This is a genomic window from Cupriavidus sp. WS (genome assembly GCF_000395345.1).
GTDB lineage: Bacteria > Pseudomonadota > Gammaproteobacteria > Burkholderiales > Burkholderiaceae > Cupriavidus > Cupriavidus basilensis_B.
In genome coordinates, this window is record NZ_AQPL01000097.1 from 18,555 (window position 1) to 38,452 (window position 19,898).

Annotated in this window: 19 protein-coding genes; 11 read left to right on the top strand and 8 right to left on the bottom strand. The window is 69.4% G+C overall.

Annotated elements, in window-relative coordinates; translation table 11 throughout:
- Positions 1–54: 54 nt before the first annotated feature.
- Positions 55–978 (top strand): LysR family transcriptional regulator, encoded by a 924-nt coding sequence (locus K206_RS0109615; protein ID WP_020202203.1) that lies wholly within the window; start codon positions 55–57, stop codon positions 976–978.
- A 106-nt stretch (positions 979–1,084) separates the two neighbouring features.
- Positions 1,085–2,206, top strand: coding sequence for a PHB depolymerase family esterase (locus K206_RS0109620; RefSeq protein ID WP_020202204.1), 1,122 nt, complete (start codon positions 1,085–1,087; stop codon positions 2,204–2,206).
- On the opposite strand, the gene K206_RS0109625 is transcribed toward K206_RS0109620, so the two are convergent.
- Both K206_RS0109625 and K206_RS0109630 read right to left on the bottom strand, forming a co-directional pair.
- Positions 2,133–2,495 (bottom strand): 2Fe-2S iron-sulfur cluster binding domain-containing protein, encoded by a 363-nt coding sequence (locus K206_RS0109625; RefSeq protein WP_052165832.1) that lies wholly within the window; start codon positions 2,493–2,495, stop codon positions 2,133–2,135. The genes K206_RS0109620 and K206_RS0109625 overlap by 74 nt on opposite strands.
- On the bottom strand, positions 2,492–3,127 hold the full coding sequence (locus K206_RS0109630; protein ID WP_020202206.1) for a YigZ family protein: 636 nt from the start codon (positions 3,125–3,127) through the stop codon (positions 2,492–2,494). The genes K206_RS0109625 and K206_RS0109630 overlap by 4 nt, the downstream gene beginning before the upstream one ends.
- Positions 3,128–3,435: 308 nt before the next feature.
- Between K206_RS0109630 and K206_RS0109635 the strand changes: the two genes are divergently transcribed.
- Complete coding sequence (locus tag K206_RS0109635; RefSeq protein WP_020202207.1) at positions 3,436–5,463, top strand: PhoX family phosphatase; 2,028 nt, start codon at positions 3,436–3,438, stop codon at positions 5,461–5,463.
- Between the two features lie 153 nt (positions 5,464–5,616).
- Positions 5,617–6,234, top strand: a complete 618-nt coding sequence (locus K206_RS0109640) for a DUF938 domain-containing protein (RefSeq protein WP_029043419.1) — start codon at positions 5,617–5,619, stop codon at positions 6,232–6,234.
- A gap of 370 nt (positions 6,235–6,604) precedes the next feature.
- Here K206_RS0109640 and K206_RS0109645 read toward each other — a convergent pair whose 3' ends face one another.
- The 3 genes from K206_RS0109645 to K206_RS0109655 all read right to left on the bottom strand — a co-directional run bounded on the left by K206_RS0109645 (position 6,605) and on the right by K206_RS0109655 (position 8,150).
- A complete protein-coding gene (locus K206_RS0109645; protein WP_020202209.1) occupies positions 6,605–7,084 on the bottom strand; it encodes a hypothetical protein in 480 nt (159 codons plus the stop codon).
- A 191-nt stretch (positions 7,085–7,275) separates the two neighbouring features.
- Complete coding sequence (locus tag K206_RS0109650; RefSeq protein ID WP_020202210.1) at positions 7,276–7,866, bottom strand: DUF1439 domain-containing protein; 591 nt, start codon at positions 7,864–7,866, stop codon at positions 7,276–7,278.
- Positions 7,867–7,946: 80 nt separating this feature from the next.
- Positions 7,947–8,150: a SlyX family protein gene (locus tag K206_RS0109655; RefSeq protein ID WP_020202211.1), complete on the bottom strand. Its 204-nt coding sequence runs from the start codon at positions 8,148–8,150 to the stop codon at positions 7,947–7,949.
- 193 nt (positions 8,151–8,343) lie between these two features.
- On the opposite strand from K206_RS0109655, the gene K206_RS42770 reads away from it, so the two are divergent.
- Both K206_RS42770 and K206_RS0109660 read left to right on the top strand, forming a co-directional pair.
- Positions 8,344–8,499, top strand: a complete 156-nt coding sequence (locus K206_RS42770; RefSeq protein WP_155888019.1) for a hypothetical protein — start codon at positions 8,344–8,346, stop codon at positions 8,497–8,499.
- A gap of 158 nt (positions 8,500–8,657) precedes the next feature.
- Positions 8,658–9,524 carry a DMT family transporter gene (locus K206_RS0109660; RefSeq protein ID WP_029043421.1) on the top strand — a complete coding sequence of 289 codons (867 nt, stop codon included), beginning with the start codon at positions 8,658–8,660 and terminating at the stop codon, positions 9,522–9,524.
- Between the two features lie 25 nt (positions 9,525–9,549).
- Here K206_RS0109660 and K206_RS0109665 read toward each other — a convergent pair whose 3' ends face one another.
- The gene (locus tag K206_RS0109665) at positions 9,550–10,200 is read right to left on the bottom strand and encodes an HAD domain-containing protein (protein WP_043366021.1); all 651 of its coding nucleotides are present in this window, start codon (positions 10,198–10,200) and stop codon (positions 9,550–9,552) included.
- A 727-nt stretch (positions 10,201–10,927) separates the two neighbouring features.
- On the opposite strand from K206_RS0109665, the gene K206_RS0109675 reads away from it, so the two are divergent.
- Entirely contained in the window at positions 10,928–11,413 is a 486-nt protein-coding gene (locus K206_RS0109675; RefSeq protein WP_020202216.1) for a GFA family protein, read from the top strand.
- Between the two features lie 30 nt (positions 11,414–11,443).
- Here K206_RS0109675 and K206_RS0109680 read toward each other — a convergent pair whose 3' ends face one another.
- Positions 11,444–12,208 carry a sulfite exporter TauE/SafE family protein gene (locus K206_RS0109680; protein ID WP_020202217.1) on the bottom strand — a complete coding sequence of 255 codons (765 nt, stop codon included), beginning with the start codon at positions 12,206–12,208 and terminating at the stop codon, positions 11,444–11,446.
- Between the two features lie 588 nt (positions 12,209–12,796).
- Here K206_RS0109680 and K206_RS0109685 point away from each other — a divergent pair.
- Genes K206_RS0109685 through K206_RS0109695 form a run of 3 tightly spaced genes read left to right on the top strand, consistent with a single transcriptional unit; the run spans position 12,797 to position 18,561 of the window.
- A complete protein-coding gene (locus tag K206_RS0109685; RefSeq protein ID WP_369796874.1) occupies positions 12,797–14,161 on the top strand; it encodes a TolC family protein in 1,365 nt (454 codons plus the stop codon).
- A gap of 37 nt (positions 14,162–14,198) precedes the next feature.
- Entirely contained in the window at positions 14,199–15,422 is a 1,224-nt protein-coding gene (locus K206_RS0109690; RefSeq protein ID WP_052165833.1) for an efflux RND transporter periplasmic adaptor subunit, read from the top strand.
- A 13-nt stretch (positions 15,423–15,435) separates the two neighbouring features.
- Complete coding sequence (locus K206_RS0109695; RefSeq protein WP_020202220.1) at positions 15,436–18,561, top strand: efflux RND transporter permease subunit; 3,126 nt, start codon at positions 15,436–15,438, stop codon at positions 18,559–18,561.
- 619 nt (positions 18,562–19,180) lie between these two features.
- Here the strand turns inward: K206_RS0109695 and K206_RS44290 are convergent.
- Positions 19,181–19,468: a hypothetical protein gene (locus tag K206_RS44290; protein ID WP_231401588.1), complete on the bottom strand. Its 288-nt coding sequence runs from the start codon at positions 19,466–19,468 to the stop codon at positions 19,181–19,183.
- Between K206_RS44290 and K206_RS0109700 the strand changes: the two genes are divergently transcribed.
- Positions 19,374–19,871 carry a fimbrial protein gene (locus K206_RS0109700; RefSeq protein WP_231401587.1) on the top strand — a complete coding sequence of 166 codons (498 nt, stop codon included), beginning with the start codon at positions 19,374–19,376 and terminating at the stop codon, positions 19,869–19,871. The genes K206_RS44290 and K206_RS0109700 overlap by 95 nt on opposite strands.
- Positions 19,872–19,898: the final 27 nt, after the last annotated feature.

The following is a 19,898-nucleotide window of genomic DNA, read 5'->3' on the forward strand; positions in this document are numbered from 1 at the left end:
TTTCGGTGGATTCGCGGTTATTCTTGCAAAAAACCCTGTAGTGGCTTTCGCGCGATGTCCAAAATCAATCCGAACTGGAACGACCTGAAAATTTTCCTCGAGGTGGCGCGCTCGGGGACGCTTGGCGGTGCCGCGCGCCGCCTGAAGTGCGACCAATCGACGATCAGTCGCCACATCAGCCGCCTGGAGGAGGCGATCAACGCGCCGGTTTTCGAGCGTGACAACCAAGGCCTGCACATCACGGCCCGCGGCCAGGCGTTGCTCGAGTACGTCGAGGCCATGGAGTCAAACGTGGTGGCGCTCGGCGAGTTCCTGGGCGGCTCGCACAAGGAACCGTCCGGTACCGTCAGGGTTGGCACCATGGAAGGGATCGCTTCTCTGTACCTCGCCGGCGAGTTCGTGACGTTCTCGCGCCGATTTCAGAAGATTGCCGTGGAACTCGTCACAACGACTCAGCAGATGCACGTGAACCAACGCGAGGCGGACGTGTTCCTGAGCTTCTTTCCGCCAGACGGCAAATCGCTGGATGTCGTGCCTACCGGCGCATTTCCGCTGCACCTTTATGCGGCGCCGGCATACCTGTCCAAACACGGCACGCCGGCGGGACTGGCAGACTTGCCCGACCACCAGTTCTCCACGTACGTGGATGACCTGATCCAGCTCGACACGGTGAGGTGGCTGGATGAGGCGATCACCAGACCCAAGATCGGGTTCCAGTCGTCGAGCATGATCGCGCAATTGTTTGCCGCGGTCGCCGGGGCCGGCATCGTGATGCTTCCGTCTTTCGCGAACGCGGAGCGCTTTGGCCTGGTGAAGATTCTCGACGGCCAGGTAAAGGTGAGCAGGACGATATGGATGACCGTGCATAGAGACCTGCAATACCTGCCGCGCATCAAAGCCGTCACGAGATTCCTGCAGGAGACCATTTCGCGCGACTATCCGCTCCCGCGAAGCGCGCAGATCCGCATTGGCGCCTAGCGGGCCGGCCGCACCACGCGACAAAGCTGGCGGGAACGGCGCCCGGGGCGGCATACTACGGCGCATCCTCACCCGCGAGAAGGGACTCCCTCATGGCAGGCCTCCGATGACACGCCGCCGGACGAGCAGCGGCGCGAAGCTCTGGAACACGCTCAGCAAGATCGCCACGCGCAACGTGCGGCGCGCGCAGCGCACCGTCACGCGCAGCGCGATCCAGTCGGCGGTCAGGCAGGGCGAGGCGATGAGCAAGGCCGCGCAGCGCGTGCTCAGCGGCGTGGCCTCGCCGGTGGCGGCGCCGGTGAGCCGGGCCGGCGGGCGCTGGGAGGAGGGCAGCTGGGGGCTGGGGCCGCTGGTGCAGCGCCGCTACCGGCTGTTCGTGCCGAGCGGCGTGAGCGCGGCGCGCCCGGCGCCGCTGCTGGTGCTGCTGCATGGCTGCGGGCAGGATTCGGCCAGCTTCGCCGCCTGCACGCGCGCCGCGGCGCTGGCGCGCGGCGCGCGCTGCGTGGTGCTGATGCCGGAGCAGTCCTCGCACGCCAATGCGCAGCGCTGCTGGAACTGGTTCCGCTCGGCGGCGCGCGTGGCGACCGAGGCGGCCCTGCTGATGGCCATCGTCGACCACGTCTGCGAGCAGCGCCTGGTGCGGCCAGCCGAGGTGTTCGCGCTGGGCCTGTCGGCCGGCGGCGCGATGGCGCAGATCCTGGGCCTGCGCTATCCGGACCGCTTCGCCGCGGTCGGCTCGCACTCGGGCGCGGTGGCGCTCAGCGCCGGCAATGCCGCGCAGGCGGCGCGCGTCATGCAGGGCAAGGGCCAGCCCGACCTGCAGGCCGCGCGCCTGTTGCTGGCGGGACGCCGGCCGCCGCCGCTGCTGTTGCTGCACGGCAGTGCCGACCATGTGGTGGATTTCGACAACGCGCTGGCCGCCGCCGCGCTCTGGCAGCAACTGCTGCCGGCCGCGCCGCTGGCCGCCGCGCCGCGCCGCGTCCAGCGCGGCCAGCGCCGGCCCTTCGACGTGTTCGCGTGGTCGGACGCGGGCCGGCCCTATGTCCGGCTGGTGCGCATCGAAGGGCTGGGCCATGCGTGGAGCGGCGGGCCGTCCAGCCAGGCCTTCAGCGATCCCGCCGGCCCCGATGCGCTGCGCATCGCGTGGCAGTTCTTCATGCGGTGCCTGGCGGCGGCGGAGGCGGAGGCGGTTCGCCGTCCCGCAGCCGGGCAAGCGGCGCTTGCATGACCACGTCGCTTTCCGGGTACGCCACGCACGGCAGGATGTAGCCCTCGTCGCGCTCGTCGAAGCTCACGCCCGGCCACGCGATGCGGTAGCCCACGTGCCCGGCCGAGAGCCGGCACAGGCAGGCGCGGCAGGTGCCGTTGCGGCACGAGCTGGGCAGTTGCACGCCGGCCTGCAGCGCGGCCTGCAGCAGCGTCTGCGCGCCCGGCGCGGCGAAGCCCCGGCCCAGCGGTTCCACGCGCGCGTGGAAGACCGGCGCCGCTGGTGTTTCCGCTGGCGTTTCCGCGCTCACGGCTGCGCTCCGTTCTCGCCGTCGCCCTCGCCGTCGCCCTCATCGGGATCGGGAAAGCGCGCGCGCCCGTGGGTGGCGTCGCGCAGCGCGGCGCGCGCGGCGTCCAGCTCGCTGGCCGGCAGCCGGATCGTCAGGCGCGCGGCGGCGCCGTGCTCGCCGTGCGTCAGCGTGTGGCCGGCCTGTTCGATCCAGCGGCGCACGCGCGCCTCGTCGGCGTAGTCCACCTCCACCACCAGCCCGGCATAGGCGATGCGCTCGATGCGCTGCGCGTCCTTCAGCGCCACCGCGATGGCGTCCGTGTAGGCGCGCACGAGGCCGCCCGCGCCCAGCTTGATGCCGCCGTAGTAGCGCACCACGGCCGCCAGCACGCCCTCCAGCTCATGGTGGCGCAGCACTTCCAGGATCGGCCGGCCGGCGGTGCCGGACGGCTCGCCGTCGTCGGACATGCCCGAATGCCCCCCGGCCAGCAGGGCCCAGCAGACATGGGTGGCGCCGGGATGTTCGGCGCGCAGGCGCTGCAGCTCGGCGGCGGCGGCGGCGCGGTCGGCCACCGGGATGGCGTAGCCGATGAAGCGGCTCTTGCGGATTTCCAGTTCGGCCTGGAGCGGAAAGGCGAGGGTGTAGGTCGGCACTGATCGGGCCACGCCGGGCTGCGGCGGCGGGCGGAAAAAACGGAAGGACGGCGCCGCGGGCTGCGGGCGTGCGCCAGTGTACCGCAGCGGGCCGCCCGGCCCGGCCTGGGGCGCCGCGCGGGGGCGCCGCGCAGACGCGGCGGGCCTCCTGGATGTCTGCAAAGTAAGTCAGTTTAAACAAGCTGTCACAAATGGTTCATAGCATGCGACTCGGCCTGATCGCTGCGCGGTCGTTGTCCCCATCGGCGCGCGGCACGGTGGCGCCACGTGCGTCGCTCACCCACTCACAAAATAAACGGGAAAGAAGAATGATCGACAAACCGGATGCTTCCCGCCGCAAGGCACTCAAATTCCTGGCCGGCGCACCGATGCTGCCGCTCGGCCTCGGCGCGACCGCGCTGCTGGCCGGCTGCGGCGGCGGCGACGATGCCGTGGCCGCGCCCGCTCCCGCCGCGCCCGCGGCGCCGGGCACGCCCGCCGCGACCTTCAGCACCGCCGAATTCACCGGCATGTCCGCGCCGGCGCTGTCCAACCCGGCCGCGATGGCGACCACCACGGTCGGCTCGAGCCTGAAGGTGTCGTTCAGCGACGGCAGCAGCCAGACCTACAAGCTGGCCTACCAGCCGTTCTTCATGACCGGCGACACCGTGGCCGACGTCAAGGGCGGCCAGATCCTGGTCGGCGGCTACTTCGACATCAACAACCAGCCGATCATCGACAAGTCCGTGGCCGGCAAGGAACGCCAGTTCTTCTCCGACTCGCCGGACGGCACCTCGCTGCTGAAGATCGACGGCGCCAAGGTGGCCGGCGTGAAGGGCAACACGGTGTTCGCCGTGGTGCAGTTCGAGTACACCACCCGCAACCAGGCGAACGCCACCATGTACGGCCGCCTGCCGTCGCCGATCGCCGTGCTGACGCTGGACCAGGATCCCGCCACCGGCAAGCTGAGCCTGGTCAAGTACCACAACGTCGACACCTCGTCGGCCAACGGCCTGTGGATCACCTGCGGCGCGAGCCTGTCGCCGTGGAACACGCACCTGTCGAGCGAGGAATACGAGCCGGACGCGTTCCTCAACGCGACCAACCCGCTCGACGCCACCTACCTCGACCTGGTCGACCAGTACGCCAAGTACGCCGCGAATCTCTACGGCAACGCGAGCATCCCGCTCAACCCGTATCTCTATGGCCACCTGCCCGAGGTCACGGTCAACCCGGACGGCACCGCCAGCATCAAGAAGCACTACTGCCTGGGCCGCATCTCGCACGAGCTGGTGCAGGTGATGCCGGACAACCGCACGGTGCTGATGGGCGACGACGCCACCAACAGCGGCCTGTTCCTGTTCGTGGCCGACAAGGAGAAGGATCTCTCCGCGGGCACGCTGTACGTGGGCAAGGTCGGCACCGGCTTCTCCATCGATCCCGCCGCCGCCGGCGCCGACCTGACCTGGGTCAAGCTCGGCCACGCCACCAGCGCGGAAGTCGAGGCGATGGCCAAGTCGCACCGCCCGGCCGACATCATGGACGTGGTGTACGCCGATCCGCTCGACAACACCTACACCAAGATCTTCGCCAACGGCGCGGCCCAGTGGATCAAGGTCGTGCCGGGCAAGGAGCGGGTCGCCGCGTTCCTGGAAACCCACCGCTACGCCTTCCTCAAGGGCGGCAGCATGGGCTTCACCAAGATGGAAGGCACCACCGTCAACATCAAGGACAAGATCGCCTACTCCGCGCTGCAGAACATCCAGGACTCGATGGTGAAGAACAACGCCAAGGGCTGGAACGCGCAGAGCAACATCTCGGTCGACGCGGCGCTCAAGGCCGGCGGCGTGATGCAGCACAAGCTGGCCGGCGGCCAGAAGGACCTGGACGGCGCCGCGATCAACAGCGAATGGGTGCCGGTGCACACCAGCGCGCTGCTCGTGGGCAAGGACATCGCCGCCGATGCGCTGGGCAACACGGCCGACCCGGACCTCGTCGCCAACCCGGACAACCTGAAGTTCTCGGAAAAGATGCGCACCCTGTTCATCGGCGAGGACAGCGGCCAGCACATCAACAACTTCCTGTGGGCCTACAACGTCGACACCAAGAAGCTGGCCCGCGTGCTGTCCACCCCGTCGGGCGCCGAATCGACCGGCCTGCATGCGGTCGACGAGCTCAACGGCTGGACCTACATCATGAACAACTTCCAGCACGCCGGCGACTGGAATGCCACCTTCCACGCCAAGGTACAGCCCACGCTGGACCCGCTGGTGCGCGCCAACTACAAGGACAGGTTCGGCGCGGCGGTCGGCTACCTGACCGCCGAGGCCACCAGCGTCAAGACGAGCAAGGCTTGAGCGCAATAGCCTGACCCGTGGCCGCGAGGCCGCGGGCCGGGCCCGCGGCAAAATGCCCCCGGCGAGCGATCGCCGGGGGCATTTTGTTTTGCGCCGCCGGGCATGCCTGCTAACCTTGCGGCACGCTGCCCCACAAAAAACAGGAGATACACGATGCCGACACGAGACGAGCAACTCCAGGCGCGCCGCATGGCCCCGGCCACCGACCGCAACCGCGACGCCATCCTGGCGGTGCTGCGCCGCGTCCTGCCGTCCAGCGGCCTGGTGCTGGAGATCGCCAGCGGCACCGGCCAGCACGCGGCGCATTTCGCCGCGGCGCTGCCGGGCCTGACCTGGCAGCCGAGCGACCCGGAGCCGGCCGCGCGCGACTCGATCGCGGGCTGGACCGCGCACGCCGGGCTGGCCAACGTGCTGCCGCCGCTGGCGCTGGACGTGCGCCAGCAGCCGTGGGGCATCGAGGCCGCGCAGGCGCTGGTCTGCATCAACATGATCCACATCGCGCCGTGGTCGGCGGCCGAGGCGCTGTTCGCCGGCGCCGGCCGCCTGCTGCCGGCCGGCGGCGTGCTTTACCTGTATGGCCCCTATCGCCGCAACGGCGAGCACACGGCGCCGAGCAATGCCGCCTTCGACGCGCAATTGCGCAGCGCGGACGCGCAATGGGGCGTGCGCAATATGGAAGATATTGCCGCGCTCGGCGAAGCGGAAGGCTTTCGCCTGGACGAGCCAATTCCGATGCCGGCGAATAATTTCAGCCTGGTATTCCGCAAATAGGGGAAATGCCGGAATGCGCCGGGAATGCGCGGCCGCAATCAGTGGCGGTCAGTGGTGGTGCATCCGGGCGCGAGCGCTGCGCGAATGCGCGGGGCAAGAGGGAAACGGCCAGGGCGGAGTTGAGGCGGGATTCAGGCGCGGCCAAGGCGTGGCGGGAGTGCGGCTAAAACACAGCGGAAGGAAGACCAGGCCGTGCGCGCGGAGAACGCGGGCAGGAGGGCGGACAGAAAGGCGGGCAGGAAAAGCGGCAATGCCGGGCTGGCGTGCCGGCCGGCCAGGCGCCAGCCGGTCTGCACGAGCAAGGTGCGCGGCGCGGAGCATGGCGCGGATCGCCGCGCGCATCTCCGGGCCGCGCCGGGCCCAGCGCGATTTACTTCGCTGCGACGGGCGCTGCTTCTGCTTCGGTCTTCACGGCAGCGGCCTTCCTGGGTGCTGCCGGCTTCTTTGCGACGGCCTTCTTGGCTGCCTTGGGAGCGGCCTTCGGTGCTGCTGCCTTCGGCGCTGCCGGCTTGGCGGCGGCCTTCTTGGCGGCGGCCTTCACTGCCGGCTTCTTGGCGGCGGGCTTGGCCTTGGCCTTTGCCTTTTGCGCGGCCAGCTTTTCCTTGGCGATCTGCTTCTCGGCCAGCAGGGCCTTCTTCACGGCTTCGGCGACCTGCACGATGTCGCGCTTGGCGGTCTCGATGGCCTTCTTCGAATCTGCGCGCAGCTTCAGCAGGGCCTTCTTGGCGGCGGCCAGTTCGCGCGACAGGACGCTGGCCTTCTTCGCGGGCACGGCGGCCTTCTTGGCGGCGGCCGGCTTGGCCTTTGCGGCTGCGTTGGTCTTTACAACTTTCTTGGTGGTCACGGCCATGATGATTTACCCGTTAGTTTGTGGAGCGCGGAGTATAACCTTTCGCGCGCCATGACTTCCACGCGTTCAAATAAATGCGGTTGATTTCCAACGGAAAAACGTGCGCCGATACAACGCCCTTATCCGGACCCGGCGCGCGCCGAAGATGAAAATATGGCCCACGTATGGGCCTTTTCGTAATTTCGCCGGTTTCAGCGGGTATTGATCCGGACCTTGATGCCGTCCGGCAGCACGGTGATCGCGCCGGGCTCTATATCCTTGCCGGCCACGCGCAATTGTTCCGGCGTGAACGTGTAAAGCGGGTAATCGCGCAGCACCTGCTGCGCCACCACGGCGCCGATCGCGTTCAATTGCTCGCCGTATTGCGCCGGCATGCCGTCGACCTGCACGCGCTCGACGGACGGATTGTCCAGCAGCACCGCGCGCTTGTCCGGGTCGTAGCGCAGGCCGCTGCTCAGCGACAGCTTGCCGGTGATCGGCGGCGCGGGCAGCAGCGTGTTGCTGACCTGCGCGTCCATCTGCGTGCTCACGCGGTTGCCGGCGTCGTCGAGGACCAAGCGCGGATTGGCCAGCCGCACGTCGAGCACCTGGCCGTAGCGCAGCCGCGCGGGAAAGCGCTTGTCGATGGCCTCCTGCAGCTCCTGGCGCGAGAACGTGTAGTCGCCGGTCCAGACGTTGTAGCCGGCCCGGGCGCCGGCGCTGCCGAGCGCGGCAAGCGCGCCGCACAGCACGAAGCGCGCGGCGGCGCGGGTGGCGCGGATGGCGTTCGGCTTCGTTTTCATGCGGCTCCTCCGGGTTGGCGCGCGGGTTCAGGGTCAGACGCGGCGGCGGCGGGGATGTTCCTGTCGCGTGTCGCCGGCGCTCAGTAATGCGGCGGGATTTCGTGCCGCGGGCCGTTGTCGGCACCGCCCGGGCCGCCCGAGCGCATCTGCTGGTAGAGCGCCTGGAGCTGTTCCTGCAGCAGGTCGATCTGGCGCTGCTGGCGCGCCACGGCGAGGTTCAGCGTCTCGAGCAGGTCGTCCTGGAAGGCGACCTTGATCTCCAGTTCGGTCAGGCGGGATTCCATCGCGCGTTCTCCGTATTCGTTTCGGTGTGCATGCCGCTGCCGCTGCCGGCTGTGTTCCGGCACGGGAGGCGGCCGCGCATTGTAAGGCAGGCCCCGGCTTGCTTCTCGCTTGCCTCTCGCGCCGCGCCGGTGTAACGTTGCGCATCCACCGGCCGATCCAGTATGGCGATCCGCGCCGGGCACACGGACCATCATGACCGCAGCCACGCACTTCCAGCTTGCCGCCGACGCTCCCCTCGCGGGCGCGGCGCTGCCGTGCGCGGTCTTCATCGCCTCGCCTCCCCCTGTCGCTTCCCCGCCGCGCGCGCGGGCCGGCACCGCGCCGCCGCCGCCGTCCACGCGGGGCTGACCGGGCCGACTCCCGACCCCCGGCCCGTCTTTCCATCTTCGGCTTTTTCCCCTGCCGCACGCATGGCGCGTGACCGGCACCGGCTTGCCGAAGGTTTTCGACGCGAAGTCTTCGAAGGCATCCGGCCACGGGCCGGATGCCCGCGACAGGTGAACATCATGACATTGAACAAAACCGCCCTGGGCGCGCATGGCTCGACCGCGCTCTTCGTGCTGCTGTGGAGCAGCGGCGCGATCTTCGCGCGGCTCGGGCTCGAGTATGCATCCGCCTTTGCCCTGCTGGCCGCGCGTTTCGCGCTCGCGCTGCTGGTGCTGCTGGCGCTGGCCGCGTGGCGGCGGCGCTGGCTGCCGGCGCCGGGCACGCGCCTGCGCGTGATGGCCGCCGGCCTGCTGATGACCGGCGCCTATTCGATCTGCTACCTGCTCGCGCTGGCGCGCGGCGTGACGCCGGGCGTGCTGGCCACCGTGCTGGGCGCGCAGCCGGTGCTGACCTTGCTGCTGGTGGAGCGGCGCTATCCGCTGCGCCGGCTGGCGGGCCTCGCGGCCGCGCTGTGCGGGCTGGTGCTGGTGGTGTCGGCGAGCATCGGCCGCGCGCGGCTGTCGCCGACCGGCGTGGGCTTCGCGCTGGCCGCGCTGGCCTGCATGACGTTCGGCGCGATCCTGCAGAAAGGCATCCGGCAGGCGCCGCTCGACGTGCTGCCGCTGCAATACGGCGCTGGGCTGGCGCTGTGCCTGCTGTTCGTGCCGTTCCAGCCGATGACGGCCACGCCGGCGGCGGGCCTGCTGCTCTCGCTGGCGTGGCTCGCGCTGGTGATCTCGGTGGGCGCCACGCTGCTGCTGTACCGGTTGATCCAGGCCGGCAACCTCGTCAGCGTGACCAGCCTGTTCTACCTCGTGCCCGCCGTGACGGCGCTGCTGGACTACCTGTTCCTCGGCAACCGGCTCACGGCGTCCACCCTCGCGGGCATGGGCGCCATCGTGGCCGGGCTCGCGCTGGTGTTCGGGCGAGCGGCCGGCCAGCGCTAGCGCCGGGCGGCGGCGCGCCGCGCCGTCACGCGTGCGCCACTGCCGGGGCGACGACCTGCGCCGGCAGGACCAGCTCGGGCACGCCCTGCAGCAGCGGCGTGGCGATCGCGCCCGGCGCGAAGCGCGCGGGGGCTTCGCGGGCCAGCCGGCGCAGGCGCTGCAGGCGCGCTTCGAGGCCGGCGTCGGGCTGGGTGTCGAGGCTCAGCGTGGACGGGCAGGCCACGCCGAGCACGTCCAGCGCCTGCTTGAAGTTGGCCGGCGTGAGGCCTTCGGCCGGATTCACGGCGACCGTGTGCGGGCGCAGGCAGGCGTATCGCTCGTCCCGCAGCGACGCGGTGTCGCAGGTCAGGATGGCGAACGCCTGCGGCGCGGGGCGCTTGGCGAAATAGGCGGCGACGCGCGCGGCATGGCCGCCGGGCACGTCGGGCGTCATGCCTTCGACCTGCAGGTCGAGCTGCTGCAGGATCGCCGCGGGCACGCCGCGGCGCCACGCTTCGGAGACCACCACGCGCGCGCCGGCGAGGCCGAACAGGCGGCGCACGAAGCCGAGCGCGAGCGGATCGAAGAAACGGACGTCGCGCAGGGTGCCGGTATCGGGAATCCCGCCCAGCCGGGCCTCGGAGCGGCCCGAATAGAGGACACCGGGGACGTCGAGCATGATGAGGCGTTCTGACATGATTTCCTGTTCTGGTGGCAGCGCCGTGGTTGGCACGTGTTGAAGATTACGACGCGGGCCGGGAAATCTGCAGTGCGCTATGCGGCCTAATGTGCAACATATCTGTAACTTGAGATGCGGCTTCGTAAATTTCATCCGTTCGCCGCGGCGAGTTGTTTCGCGCCGAAACAACTCGCCCAGCTCGCCCAGCTCGCCCAGCTCGCCCAGCTCGCCCGACTCGCCCAGCTCGCCCGCGCGGGACGCCGGCGCCGGTGCGCGGCGTCCCGCGGCTTCACAGGTTGATGAGCAGGTAGGCCACGGCGACGGCGCCGATGGCGCAGAGGGTCTTGCGGTAGATCGAGGACATTGGCTGTTCTCCCGGTTGCACGTTGGACAAAGGGCGCGCGCGCCCGCTGGCAAGGTGCCGTGCGGGGAGATCAGGACAGCATGGCGATGTCCCGCCTTCCCCGCACGGCGAGGAAAAGCACGGCGGCGAGACCCCGGGGGGCCGCCGCGCGCGCGCAGGCCGGCGCGGCCTGCGGGGCAGGCGGGAGGGCGGCGCGCGGAGCGGTCGGGACGATGGGCATGCGGCGTTCGGGCCGGGTTCGGGTTGGCGGTTGGCGTACGGCCGCAATCTCGGGCCGCCGCCGGACTGGTCCTTATGCCATAGCGGGCATGTCCTGTCCAGCCGGCCCCGCGCCGGCGGCGTTGCCTAGAATGGACTTTCCCCCAACCAGCAGGAGGTCCCATGCATCTCGAAGGTTCCTGTCACTGCGGCGCCGTCGGCTTCAGCCTCGAGGCCGATTCCCCTTATCCGTTCATGCACTGCCATTGCTCGATCTGCCGCAAGACGGCCGGCGGCGGCGGTTATGCCATCAACCTCGGCGGCGACGCCGCCACGCTCAAGGTCCGCGGCAGGAAGCACATCGGCATCTATCACGCCGTGATGCGCGAGCCGGGCCGGCGCGCGTACCGCTCGCAGGCGCAGCGGCATTTCTGCCTCAAGTGCGGCAGCGCGCTGTGGCTGTGGGACCCGCGCTGGCCGGAGCTGGTGCACCCGCAGGCGTCGGCCATCGACACGCCGCTGCCCAGGCCGCCCGAAGTGGTGGAGGCCGCGCTGGACTACGCCGCGCCGTGGGTGGACGTGCCCACGGGCCGCGGCCACGTGCATTGCGGCACGTGGCCGGCGGAGTCGCTGGCCGAGTGGCACCGGCGCAAGGGCCTGCTGGGGTAGGCGTTCAGGCGGGGAGGCGGATGGCGGCGCTCAGCCGCGCACCAGCATGATCGCCGCGGTGGCGATCAGGCACAGCGAGAACAGCGCGCGCAGGCGCCGCTCGGGCATGCGGTGGGCCAGCGCCACGCCCCACGAGATGGTCAGCATGCCGCCCAGCGAGAGCGGGATGCCGCTGGCCCAGTCGACGTGGCCGGCGCTGGCGTAGGTGGCCAGCGCCACCACCGCGCCGGGCGTGACCAGCGCCAGCGCCAGCCCCTGCGCCGCCGCCTGCCGGAAGCCGAACAGGCCGACCAGCGCGGGCGCGGCCACCACGCCGCCGCCCACGCTGAAAAAGCCCGAGAACGCGCCGCCCACGGCGCCCAGCGCGGGCATCCAGCGCGGCGACAGGCGCGCCCGCTGCACGGTGGCGGCGCGTCCCGGCAGCAGGCGCCACAGGAAATACAGCGCCATGCCGATCATGAAGCAGGCGAAGATGCGGCGCAGCAGCACGGCATCCATCGCGGTCGCGGCGCGGGCCGCCAGATAGGTGGCCAGCACCGCCGACAGGCCCAGCACCACGGCCGTGCGCAGCGCGATGTCGGCGCGGCGGCGGTACTGCCAGAAGCCGATCAGCACGTTGGGCGCGATCATCACCAGCGCGGTGCCCTGCGCCAGCTGCTGGTCCATGCCGTACAGCAGGCCCAGCGCCGGAATCGCGATCAGCCCGCCGCCGATGCCGAACAGGCCGCCCACGGCGCCCAGCGCCCCGCCAAGGCCGAAGATCATCAGGGAGGACAGCAGGGAATGGTCGGGCATGGGAACGGAGGGCTGGGGGAATGGCGAAATGGCGAAACGGCGCCGGCAACACGGGCAACGCGGCGCAATACAGGGCAGCACGGAACGATGCCGCGGACGGTGCCGGGCGGCCTAGCCGGACAATATGACCGCCCCGGGACAGGGCGGCCGAAAGCCGGGAAACCAGCCAGGAAGCAAGCCGGGAAACGGCGGGCCGATGCGGCACTGCAACACCCATTTCCATGCCGGCGCGCTGCCCCTGTCTCGCGGACGCAAAGTGCGTAATCATACGAGCCTTTGCCGATGGCTGCCGCCCGCGCGTGCTTTCCTCACGAAAGTGGCGCTTTCGTCAGGGTTTTCCCTCGAAATCGGCGCGTTCCTACGATTACGCCGGCTTTTGCTGCGCTGATGAAAGCCGTTTGTAATGCGTTTCAGTTTGAATGCGCACGGGATATGTCGCGCCCCTTCGGCCGACCGGCGCCCGTTTGCGGATGCCGGCACGAACGCGGCATGTTTCATGGAGATAAGTGAAAGTTCGCGGCCGCGGTGCACCGATCGGCCGTCATGGTCGTTTACCGCACACTAAAGTCGAACCGAGCCTGATTGATCGTGTCATTTTCCTTTCCACGTTTCTTGCTGACGAGCCTGCTCAGCGCCCTTGCCGGCGTCGCCGTGGCCGGCTCGGATGTCCCCCCGAGCGCGCCGCTGCCGGCGGACGGCCCGTGCGTGGCGCCGCCCGCCAGGGCCGCGCTGACCCTGGCGCAGGTGCGCCTCGACGCGGTGCGCTGCAACCGCGACATCATCGCCGCGCGCCGCAATGAAGAGGCCAGCCAGGCCGACATCCAGATCGCCTCGCAGCGGCCCAACCCGGTGCTCAGCCTGGGCGTGGCCAACATCAACCCGCACCAGGGCTTCAATTCCGGCGGCCCGCGCAGCAAGACCGTGGATTCCACGCTGCGCGTGGACCAGGTGATCGAGACCGCCAACAAGGGCAACCTGCGCGTGGAAAGCGCGCGCGCCTCCAGCCGCGCCGCCGGCGAGATGCTGGAAGCGGTCATCACCCAGCAGTCCAGCGCGGTCGACCAGGCGTTCTTCGCGGCGCTGGTCAGCCAGGAGCGCGTGGCCGTGCTCAACGAGACGCTGGCCCTGTACGGCCGCACCCAGCAGGCCAACGAGGTGCGCCTGAAGGCGGGCGACGTGTCGCGCGCCGACGTGACCAAGCTCCAGCTCGACGTGCTGCGCGCGCAATCCGACCTGCGCGCGGCGACGGCCGGCTACGCCAGCGACAAGGCCGCGCTGGCGCAGGCCGTCGGCGTGCCCGGCACGCTGGCCGACAACCGGCTGGTGGCCGACTGGCCCGAGCTCGGCGTGCCGGTGCCGGAACCCGACGCCGACACCGTGCAGCGCCGCCCCGACGTGGCCGCCGCCGAGGCCCGCCTGGCCGCCGCCGCCAGCGCGCGCGACCTGGCCCGCGCCGGGCGCGTGCCGGACGTCACCGTGGGCGCGCAGGCCGAGCACTATCCGGTCTCCGACGCCAACCAGACCGGCAGCGGCAACAGCTTCGGCGTGTTCGTGTCGATCCCGCTGTTCGTGCGCCACAGCTTCGGCGGCGAGGCCCGCCGCGCCGAGGTGGACTACTACGCCGCGCTGGACGACCGCAACCGCGTGCTGCTCGAGGCGCAGAACGAGCTGGAGCGCTCGCGCAGCCAGCTCGAGGCCGCGCGCCTGTCGCTCAAGCAGATGGTCGAGAGCGTGGTGCCCGCCGCCGAAAGCGTGGCCGGCAGCGCCGAGTTCGCCTATTCCAGGGGCGCCAGCGGCGTGCTGGACCTGCTCGACGCGCGCCGCGCGCTGCGCCAGACCCGCCTCGACGCGGTGGCCGCGCGGGGCGAGTACGCCAAGTCGCTGTCGGCCTACCGCGCCGCCCTGCAGTCCTCACCCAATGCCCAGGCTCGTACCGATGTGCCGCGTCCTTAATCCCGTGTCCGCTCCGATGTCTGCTTCGATGTCCCCGATGACTGCTACGCCCGCTTCGATCTCTCCCGCCCGCCCGGGCCTGCGCGTGCGCCTGGCCACGCTTTCGCTGGTCGCGCTGGCGCTGGCCGCCTGCGGCAAGCAGGAAGCCCCGCCGCCCAGCGACGACCCCAAGGTCGCCGGCAACGTGGTCGAATTCCCCGCTTCCGTGAAGACCCTGCCCGGCATCGCCGGCGAAGCGGTCAAGAGCGGCGGCGAGCGCATGCTGAGCCTGCCCGGCCGCCTGGTGTGGAACGAAGACCGCACCGTGCGCGTGTCCAGCCCGTTCGCCGGGCGCGTGACCGAGGTGCTGGCGCAGCCGGGCACCGGCGTGAAGGCCGGCCAGGTGCTGGCCACGCTGACCTCGACCGACTTCGGCATGGCCCAGGCCGACGCGCGCAAGGCCGCGGCCGATGCCGCCTACGCCGGCAAGGCGCTGGCGCGCCAGCGCGAGCTGTTCGCGGCCGGCGTGGTGGCGCAGAAGGACCTGGAGCAGACCCAGGCCGACGCCGCGCGCGCCAGCGCCGACCTGCAGCGCACCCAGGCCGCGCTGCGCCAGTACGGCGCCCCGGCCCAGGGCGACGGCGCGGTCAACCGCTTCGCCCTGCGCACGCCGATCGACGGCCTGCTGGTGGAGCGCAACATCAACGTCGGCATGGAGCTGCGCCCGGACCAGCCGCCCGCCGCGCCGCTGTTCCTGGTCACCGACCCGACCGAGCTGTGGGCCCAGGTGGACGCCGCCGAGGCCGACCTCGCGCTGTTCAAGCCCGGCGTGAGCGTGCAGCTGGTGTCGAGCGCCTATCCCGGCGAGACCTTCCCGGGCAAGGTGGTCAAGGTCGCCGACTACGTCGATCCGGTCGCGCGCAGCATCAAGGTGCGGCTGTCGGTGCCCAACGCGGACCGCCGCCTGAAGGCCGAGATGTTCGTCACGGCCCGGCTGCCGGCGGCCTCGTTCCAGGGCATCTCGGTGCCGTCCAAGGCCGTGTTCCTGGCCGACAACCGCCACTACGTGTTCGTGCGCGCCGCGCAGAACCGCTTCGAGCGCCGCCCGGTCAGGCTGGGCGTGTCGCTGCCCGGCACCACCGAGGTGGTGGACGGCCTCAAGGCGGGCGACGTGGTGGTGACCGACGGCAATCTGTACCTGCAGGACATCCTGCGCGACGCCACCGCGGTGAACGCCGCGCGTGCCGGCGAAGCCGGCGGCAGCTCCGGCGCGAAGCAGTGAGGAAGACCGCCACATGATTTCGCGTATCGTTCATTTCGCGCTGCACCAGAAGCTGTTCGTCTGGCTCGGCCTCGCCATCTTCATCGGGGGTGGCCTGGCGGCCTTCAAGAACCTGCCGATCGAAGCCTTCCCGGACGTCTCCGACATCCAGGTCAACGTCATCACGCTGTACCCGGGCCGCGCCGCCGAGGAAGTCGAGCGCCAGGTCACGATCCCGATCGAGACCGCGCTGGCGGGCACGCCGAATTCCGTGCGGGTGTTCTCGCACACCCAGTTCGGCCTGTCCTTCCTGATGGTCACGTTCAACGACAAGGCCACCGACGTGGTGGCGCGCCAGCAGGTCATCGAGCGCCTGCGCGGCGTGGACCTGCCCGACGGCGTGCAGCCGGACCTGGCGCCGCTGTCCACCGCCATCGGCGAAATTTTCCGCTTCCGCCTGACCGGCAAGGGCTACACCGCGCAGGAGCTGCGCACGCTGCAGGACTGGGTGGTGGAGAAGAACCTGCGCCAGGTGCCCGGCGTGGCCGACCTCGTCACCATCGGCGGCACCATCAAGCAGTACGAGGTGAACCCCAACCTGGCGAAGATGCGCGACGCCAAGATCTCGCTGGCGCAACTGTTCACCGCGCTGCAGCGCGCCAACTCCAACGCCGGCGGCGGCGCCGTGGCCAACGGGCGCCAGCAGTTCCTGCTGCGCTCGCTGGGCAGCTTCCGCACCTCGGCCGACATCGCCAGCGTGGTGGTGACGGAAGTCAACGGCACGCCGATCCTGGTCAGGGACATTGCCGACGTGAAGGTCGGCGCGGCGCCGCCGCAGGGCCTGATGGGCCAGGACGACGAGGACGACATCGTCTCGGGCATCGTGGTGATGCGCAAGGGCGAGAACCCCTCGCTGGTGCTGGAGGCGCTCAAGAAGAAGATCGAGCTGCTGGACAACCAGATCCTGCCCAAGGGCGTGAAGATCGTGCCGTACTACGACCGCTCCACGCTGATCGACAAGACCCTGCACACCGTGTTCGGCAACCTGGTCGAGGGCGCGCTGCTGGTGATGGCGGTGCTGTACCTGTTCCTGGCCAACGTGCGCGCCGCGGCCATCGTGGCGCTGGTGATCCCGCTGGCGCTGCTGTCCACGTTCATCGGCCTGACCTGGGTGGGCATTCCGGCCAACCTGCTGTCGCTCGGCGCGATGGACTTCGGCATCATCGTCGACGGCGCCGTGATCGTGGTGGAGAACATCTTCAAGCGCCTCGGCGAGCTCAAGGAGCAGCAGATCAAGGACAGCCGCGCGCGCATGCACGCGATCCTGCAGGCCACCACCGAGGTGGGCCGCCCGACCGTGTTCTCGATGATCATCATCATCGCCGCGCACATCCCGATCTTCACGCTGCAGCGCCACGAAGGGAAGATCTTCGCGCCGATGGCCTACACCGTGACCGGCGCGCTGATCGGCTCGCTGATCATCTCGCTGACGGTGGTGCCGCTGCTGTGCCACCTGCTGCTGACCAAGAACATCGCGCACGACGACAACTTCGTGGTCCGCCACAGCAAGCGCATCTACGAGCCGATGCTGGCCTGGGCGCTCGACCACAAGCGCACCGTGGTGGGCATCGCGCTGGGCCTGCTGGTGGCCACCGTGGGCGTGGGCAAGTTCCTCGGCAGCGAGTTCCTGCCCGAGCTCGACGAAGGCTCGATGTGGGTCAGCTTCGACCTGCCGGCCTCGGTCTCGCTCGACGAGGCGCGCGACCAGGCGCGCCGCCTGCGCGGCGTGATCCGCAAGACGCCCGAGGTCAACACCACCATCTCCAAGGTGGGCCGCCCCGACGACGGCACCGATCCCAAGCTGATCAACACCGTCGAGATCCTGGTGGACCTGAAGCCGGACAAGCAGTGGCGCGCCGGCTACGACAAGCGCAAGATCATCAACGAGATCAACGCCAACCTGCGCCAGCTGCCCGGCATCGAGCCCAATTTCTCGCAGCCGGTGCGCGACAACATCCTCGAGAGCATCTCCCAGATCAAGGGCCAGATCGTGATCAAGGTGCAGAGCGACAGCCTCGAGCACAACAAGCAGGTGGCCGACCAGATCCTGGCCAACGTGCAGTCGGTCCAGGGCGTGATGCGCGCGTTCATCGACCGCGACGGCGAACTGCCGCAGTACGTGCTGGAATTCGACCGCGCCCAGGCCGCGCGCTACGGCATCAACGTGGGCGACGTGCAGGACCTGATGGAAACCGCGCTGGCCGGCAAGGCCGCCACCGAGCTGTGGGAAGGCGAGAAGCACTTCAGCGTGGTCGTGCGCCTGAAGCCGGGCGAGCGCGAGCTGCCCAACCTGCCGAACATCTTCATGCAGACCGCGGACGGCGCGCAGGTGCCGCTGTCGCAGCTGGTGCACTTCCGCGCGGCATCGGGCGCGATGAACATCAGCCGCGAGAACGGCCAGCGCACCACCTCCATCGGCATCTTCATCCACGACCGCGACATGGGCAGCGTGGTCAAGGACATGCAGGCGCTGGTGGCCAAGAACGTCAAGGCCGACGACGTCAAGATCAGCTGGTCCGGCGAGTTCGAGAACCAGGAACGCGCGATGGCGCGCCTGTCGATCGTGGTGCCGCTGTCGGTGCTGGTGATCTTCCTGCTGCTGTTCAACGCGTTCAAGTCGTTCAAGAGCGCCACGCTGATCATCTCGAACATCCCGTTCGCGCTGATCGGCGGCGTGTTCGCGCTGTTCCTCACCGGCATTCCGCTGTCGGTGTCGGCGGCCATCGGCTTCATCGCGCTGTTCGGCCAGGCCGTGCTCAACGGCGTGGTGATGGTGACGTATTTCAACCAGCTGCGCGACGAAGGCATGCCGGTGCGCCAGGCCGTGCTGACCGGCTCGATGGACCGCCTGCGCACGGTGCTGATGACCGCGCTGCTGGCCATGCTGGGCCTGTTCCCGATGGCCATCTCGCGCGCCATCGGCTCCGAGACGCAGCGCCCGCTGGCCATCGTCATCATCGGCGGCCTGATCACCGCCACGCTGCTCACGCTGATCGTGCTGCCCACGCTGTACGAATGGATGGTCGGCCGCAACTGGCCGGACGAAGAAGGCGGCGGCAACGGCGACGAGAACCGCCTGTCGGATTCGGTGCCGGCCTGATCCGCGCGGCAAAGCGGCATCCGGGTTTGCCGCCGGCTGGCCCCCCTCCCCCGCTTGCGGGTGAGGGGGGCCACAAGCCGCAAGCCGACCTTGTCAGCAGGGCCTGTGCCGTCTTACGGCACAGGCCTTTTTTGTCGTTGGCGCCGGATTTCCCGGCCTGTGCCGGGCCGGCGCCCGCCGGTTTATCGCTCGGTATTTTCTGATCGCCCCGTCGGATTTATTTCCCGGCATTATCGGAATATGGCGATTCCCATCGCGGCCATCGCCGCGCGGGTCACTGCCGAAAATCCGAAAACACGAGATAGTTCCGATATTGATTCGGAATAAACCGAGCAACGGAAAACCGGCCAGCCTCCGGGTGTATAACGCGGCACCCCGCTACGCCGGATCGGAAAATCCGGTCCGGAACGGGTTTGCGCCGTCCGCTCCACCCGCCCGCGGACTTGCCTCGCCGCCACAGCACCCCCGAATCCGCTCTCATCTTCTTCGAAAACCCCAGCAGGATGCGCGATCCGGGTCGCGATCTTCATGATGCGCGCCCAAATCATGGGTCTTAATAGGCCCTTGCCGTGCTTTTAGTACGATTACTAAATGGCTGTAAATAGCTTTCGCGGCAGTCCTATTTCGCCAAAAACGCAAGGTTGCCACAATCTGGGCTGGCGTTGAAATGACACGCCGTCAGCGTCCACCCGATCCGGGGGAGTTCACTATGCAGGCATATAAAGACAGGTAAGGCAAAAATGAAAATCAACACGAATTCCATTTTCAAGGCATTGGCGATCGCCGCGGCAGTGGCGTCGGCTCCGGCGGCAATGGCGGCGGATGGTGAGATCACCTTCAGCGGCCAGGTGCTGTCGACCACGTGCACCATCACCGGCGGCGGCGGCGCGACCGGCACCAGCAACATGACGGTGAAGCTGCCGACCGTGTCGGTGTCCTCGCTGGGCAGCTCCGGCGACACCGCGGGCCGCACGCCGTTCTCGATCAATCTGAGCGGCTGCACCGCCGGCTCCACCAAGGTCTCGACCTACTTCGAGGCCGGCAACACGGTCGACCAGGCATCGGGCCAGATCAACCTGATCGACGACGGCAGCGGCAAGCCGGTGGCGGCGAACGTCCGCATCCGCCTGCTGAACAACGCGCAGAACCCGATCGTGGCCGGCGCGCCCGTGGGCACGCAGAACTCGCAGACGGTCGACCTGAACGGCGGCGCCGCGTCGCTGCAGTACTACGCCGAATACGTGGCCACCGGCAAGGCGACCGCCGGCACCGCGGATTCGCGCATCCAGTACTCGCTGAACTACCAGTAAGTCCACGAAAGCGGCGGGCGGCGGCAG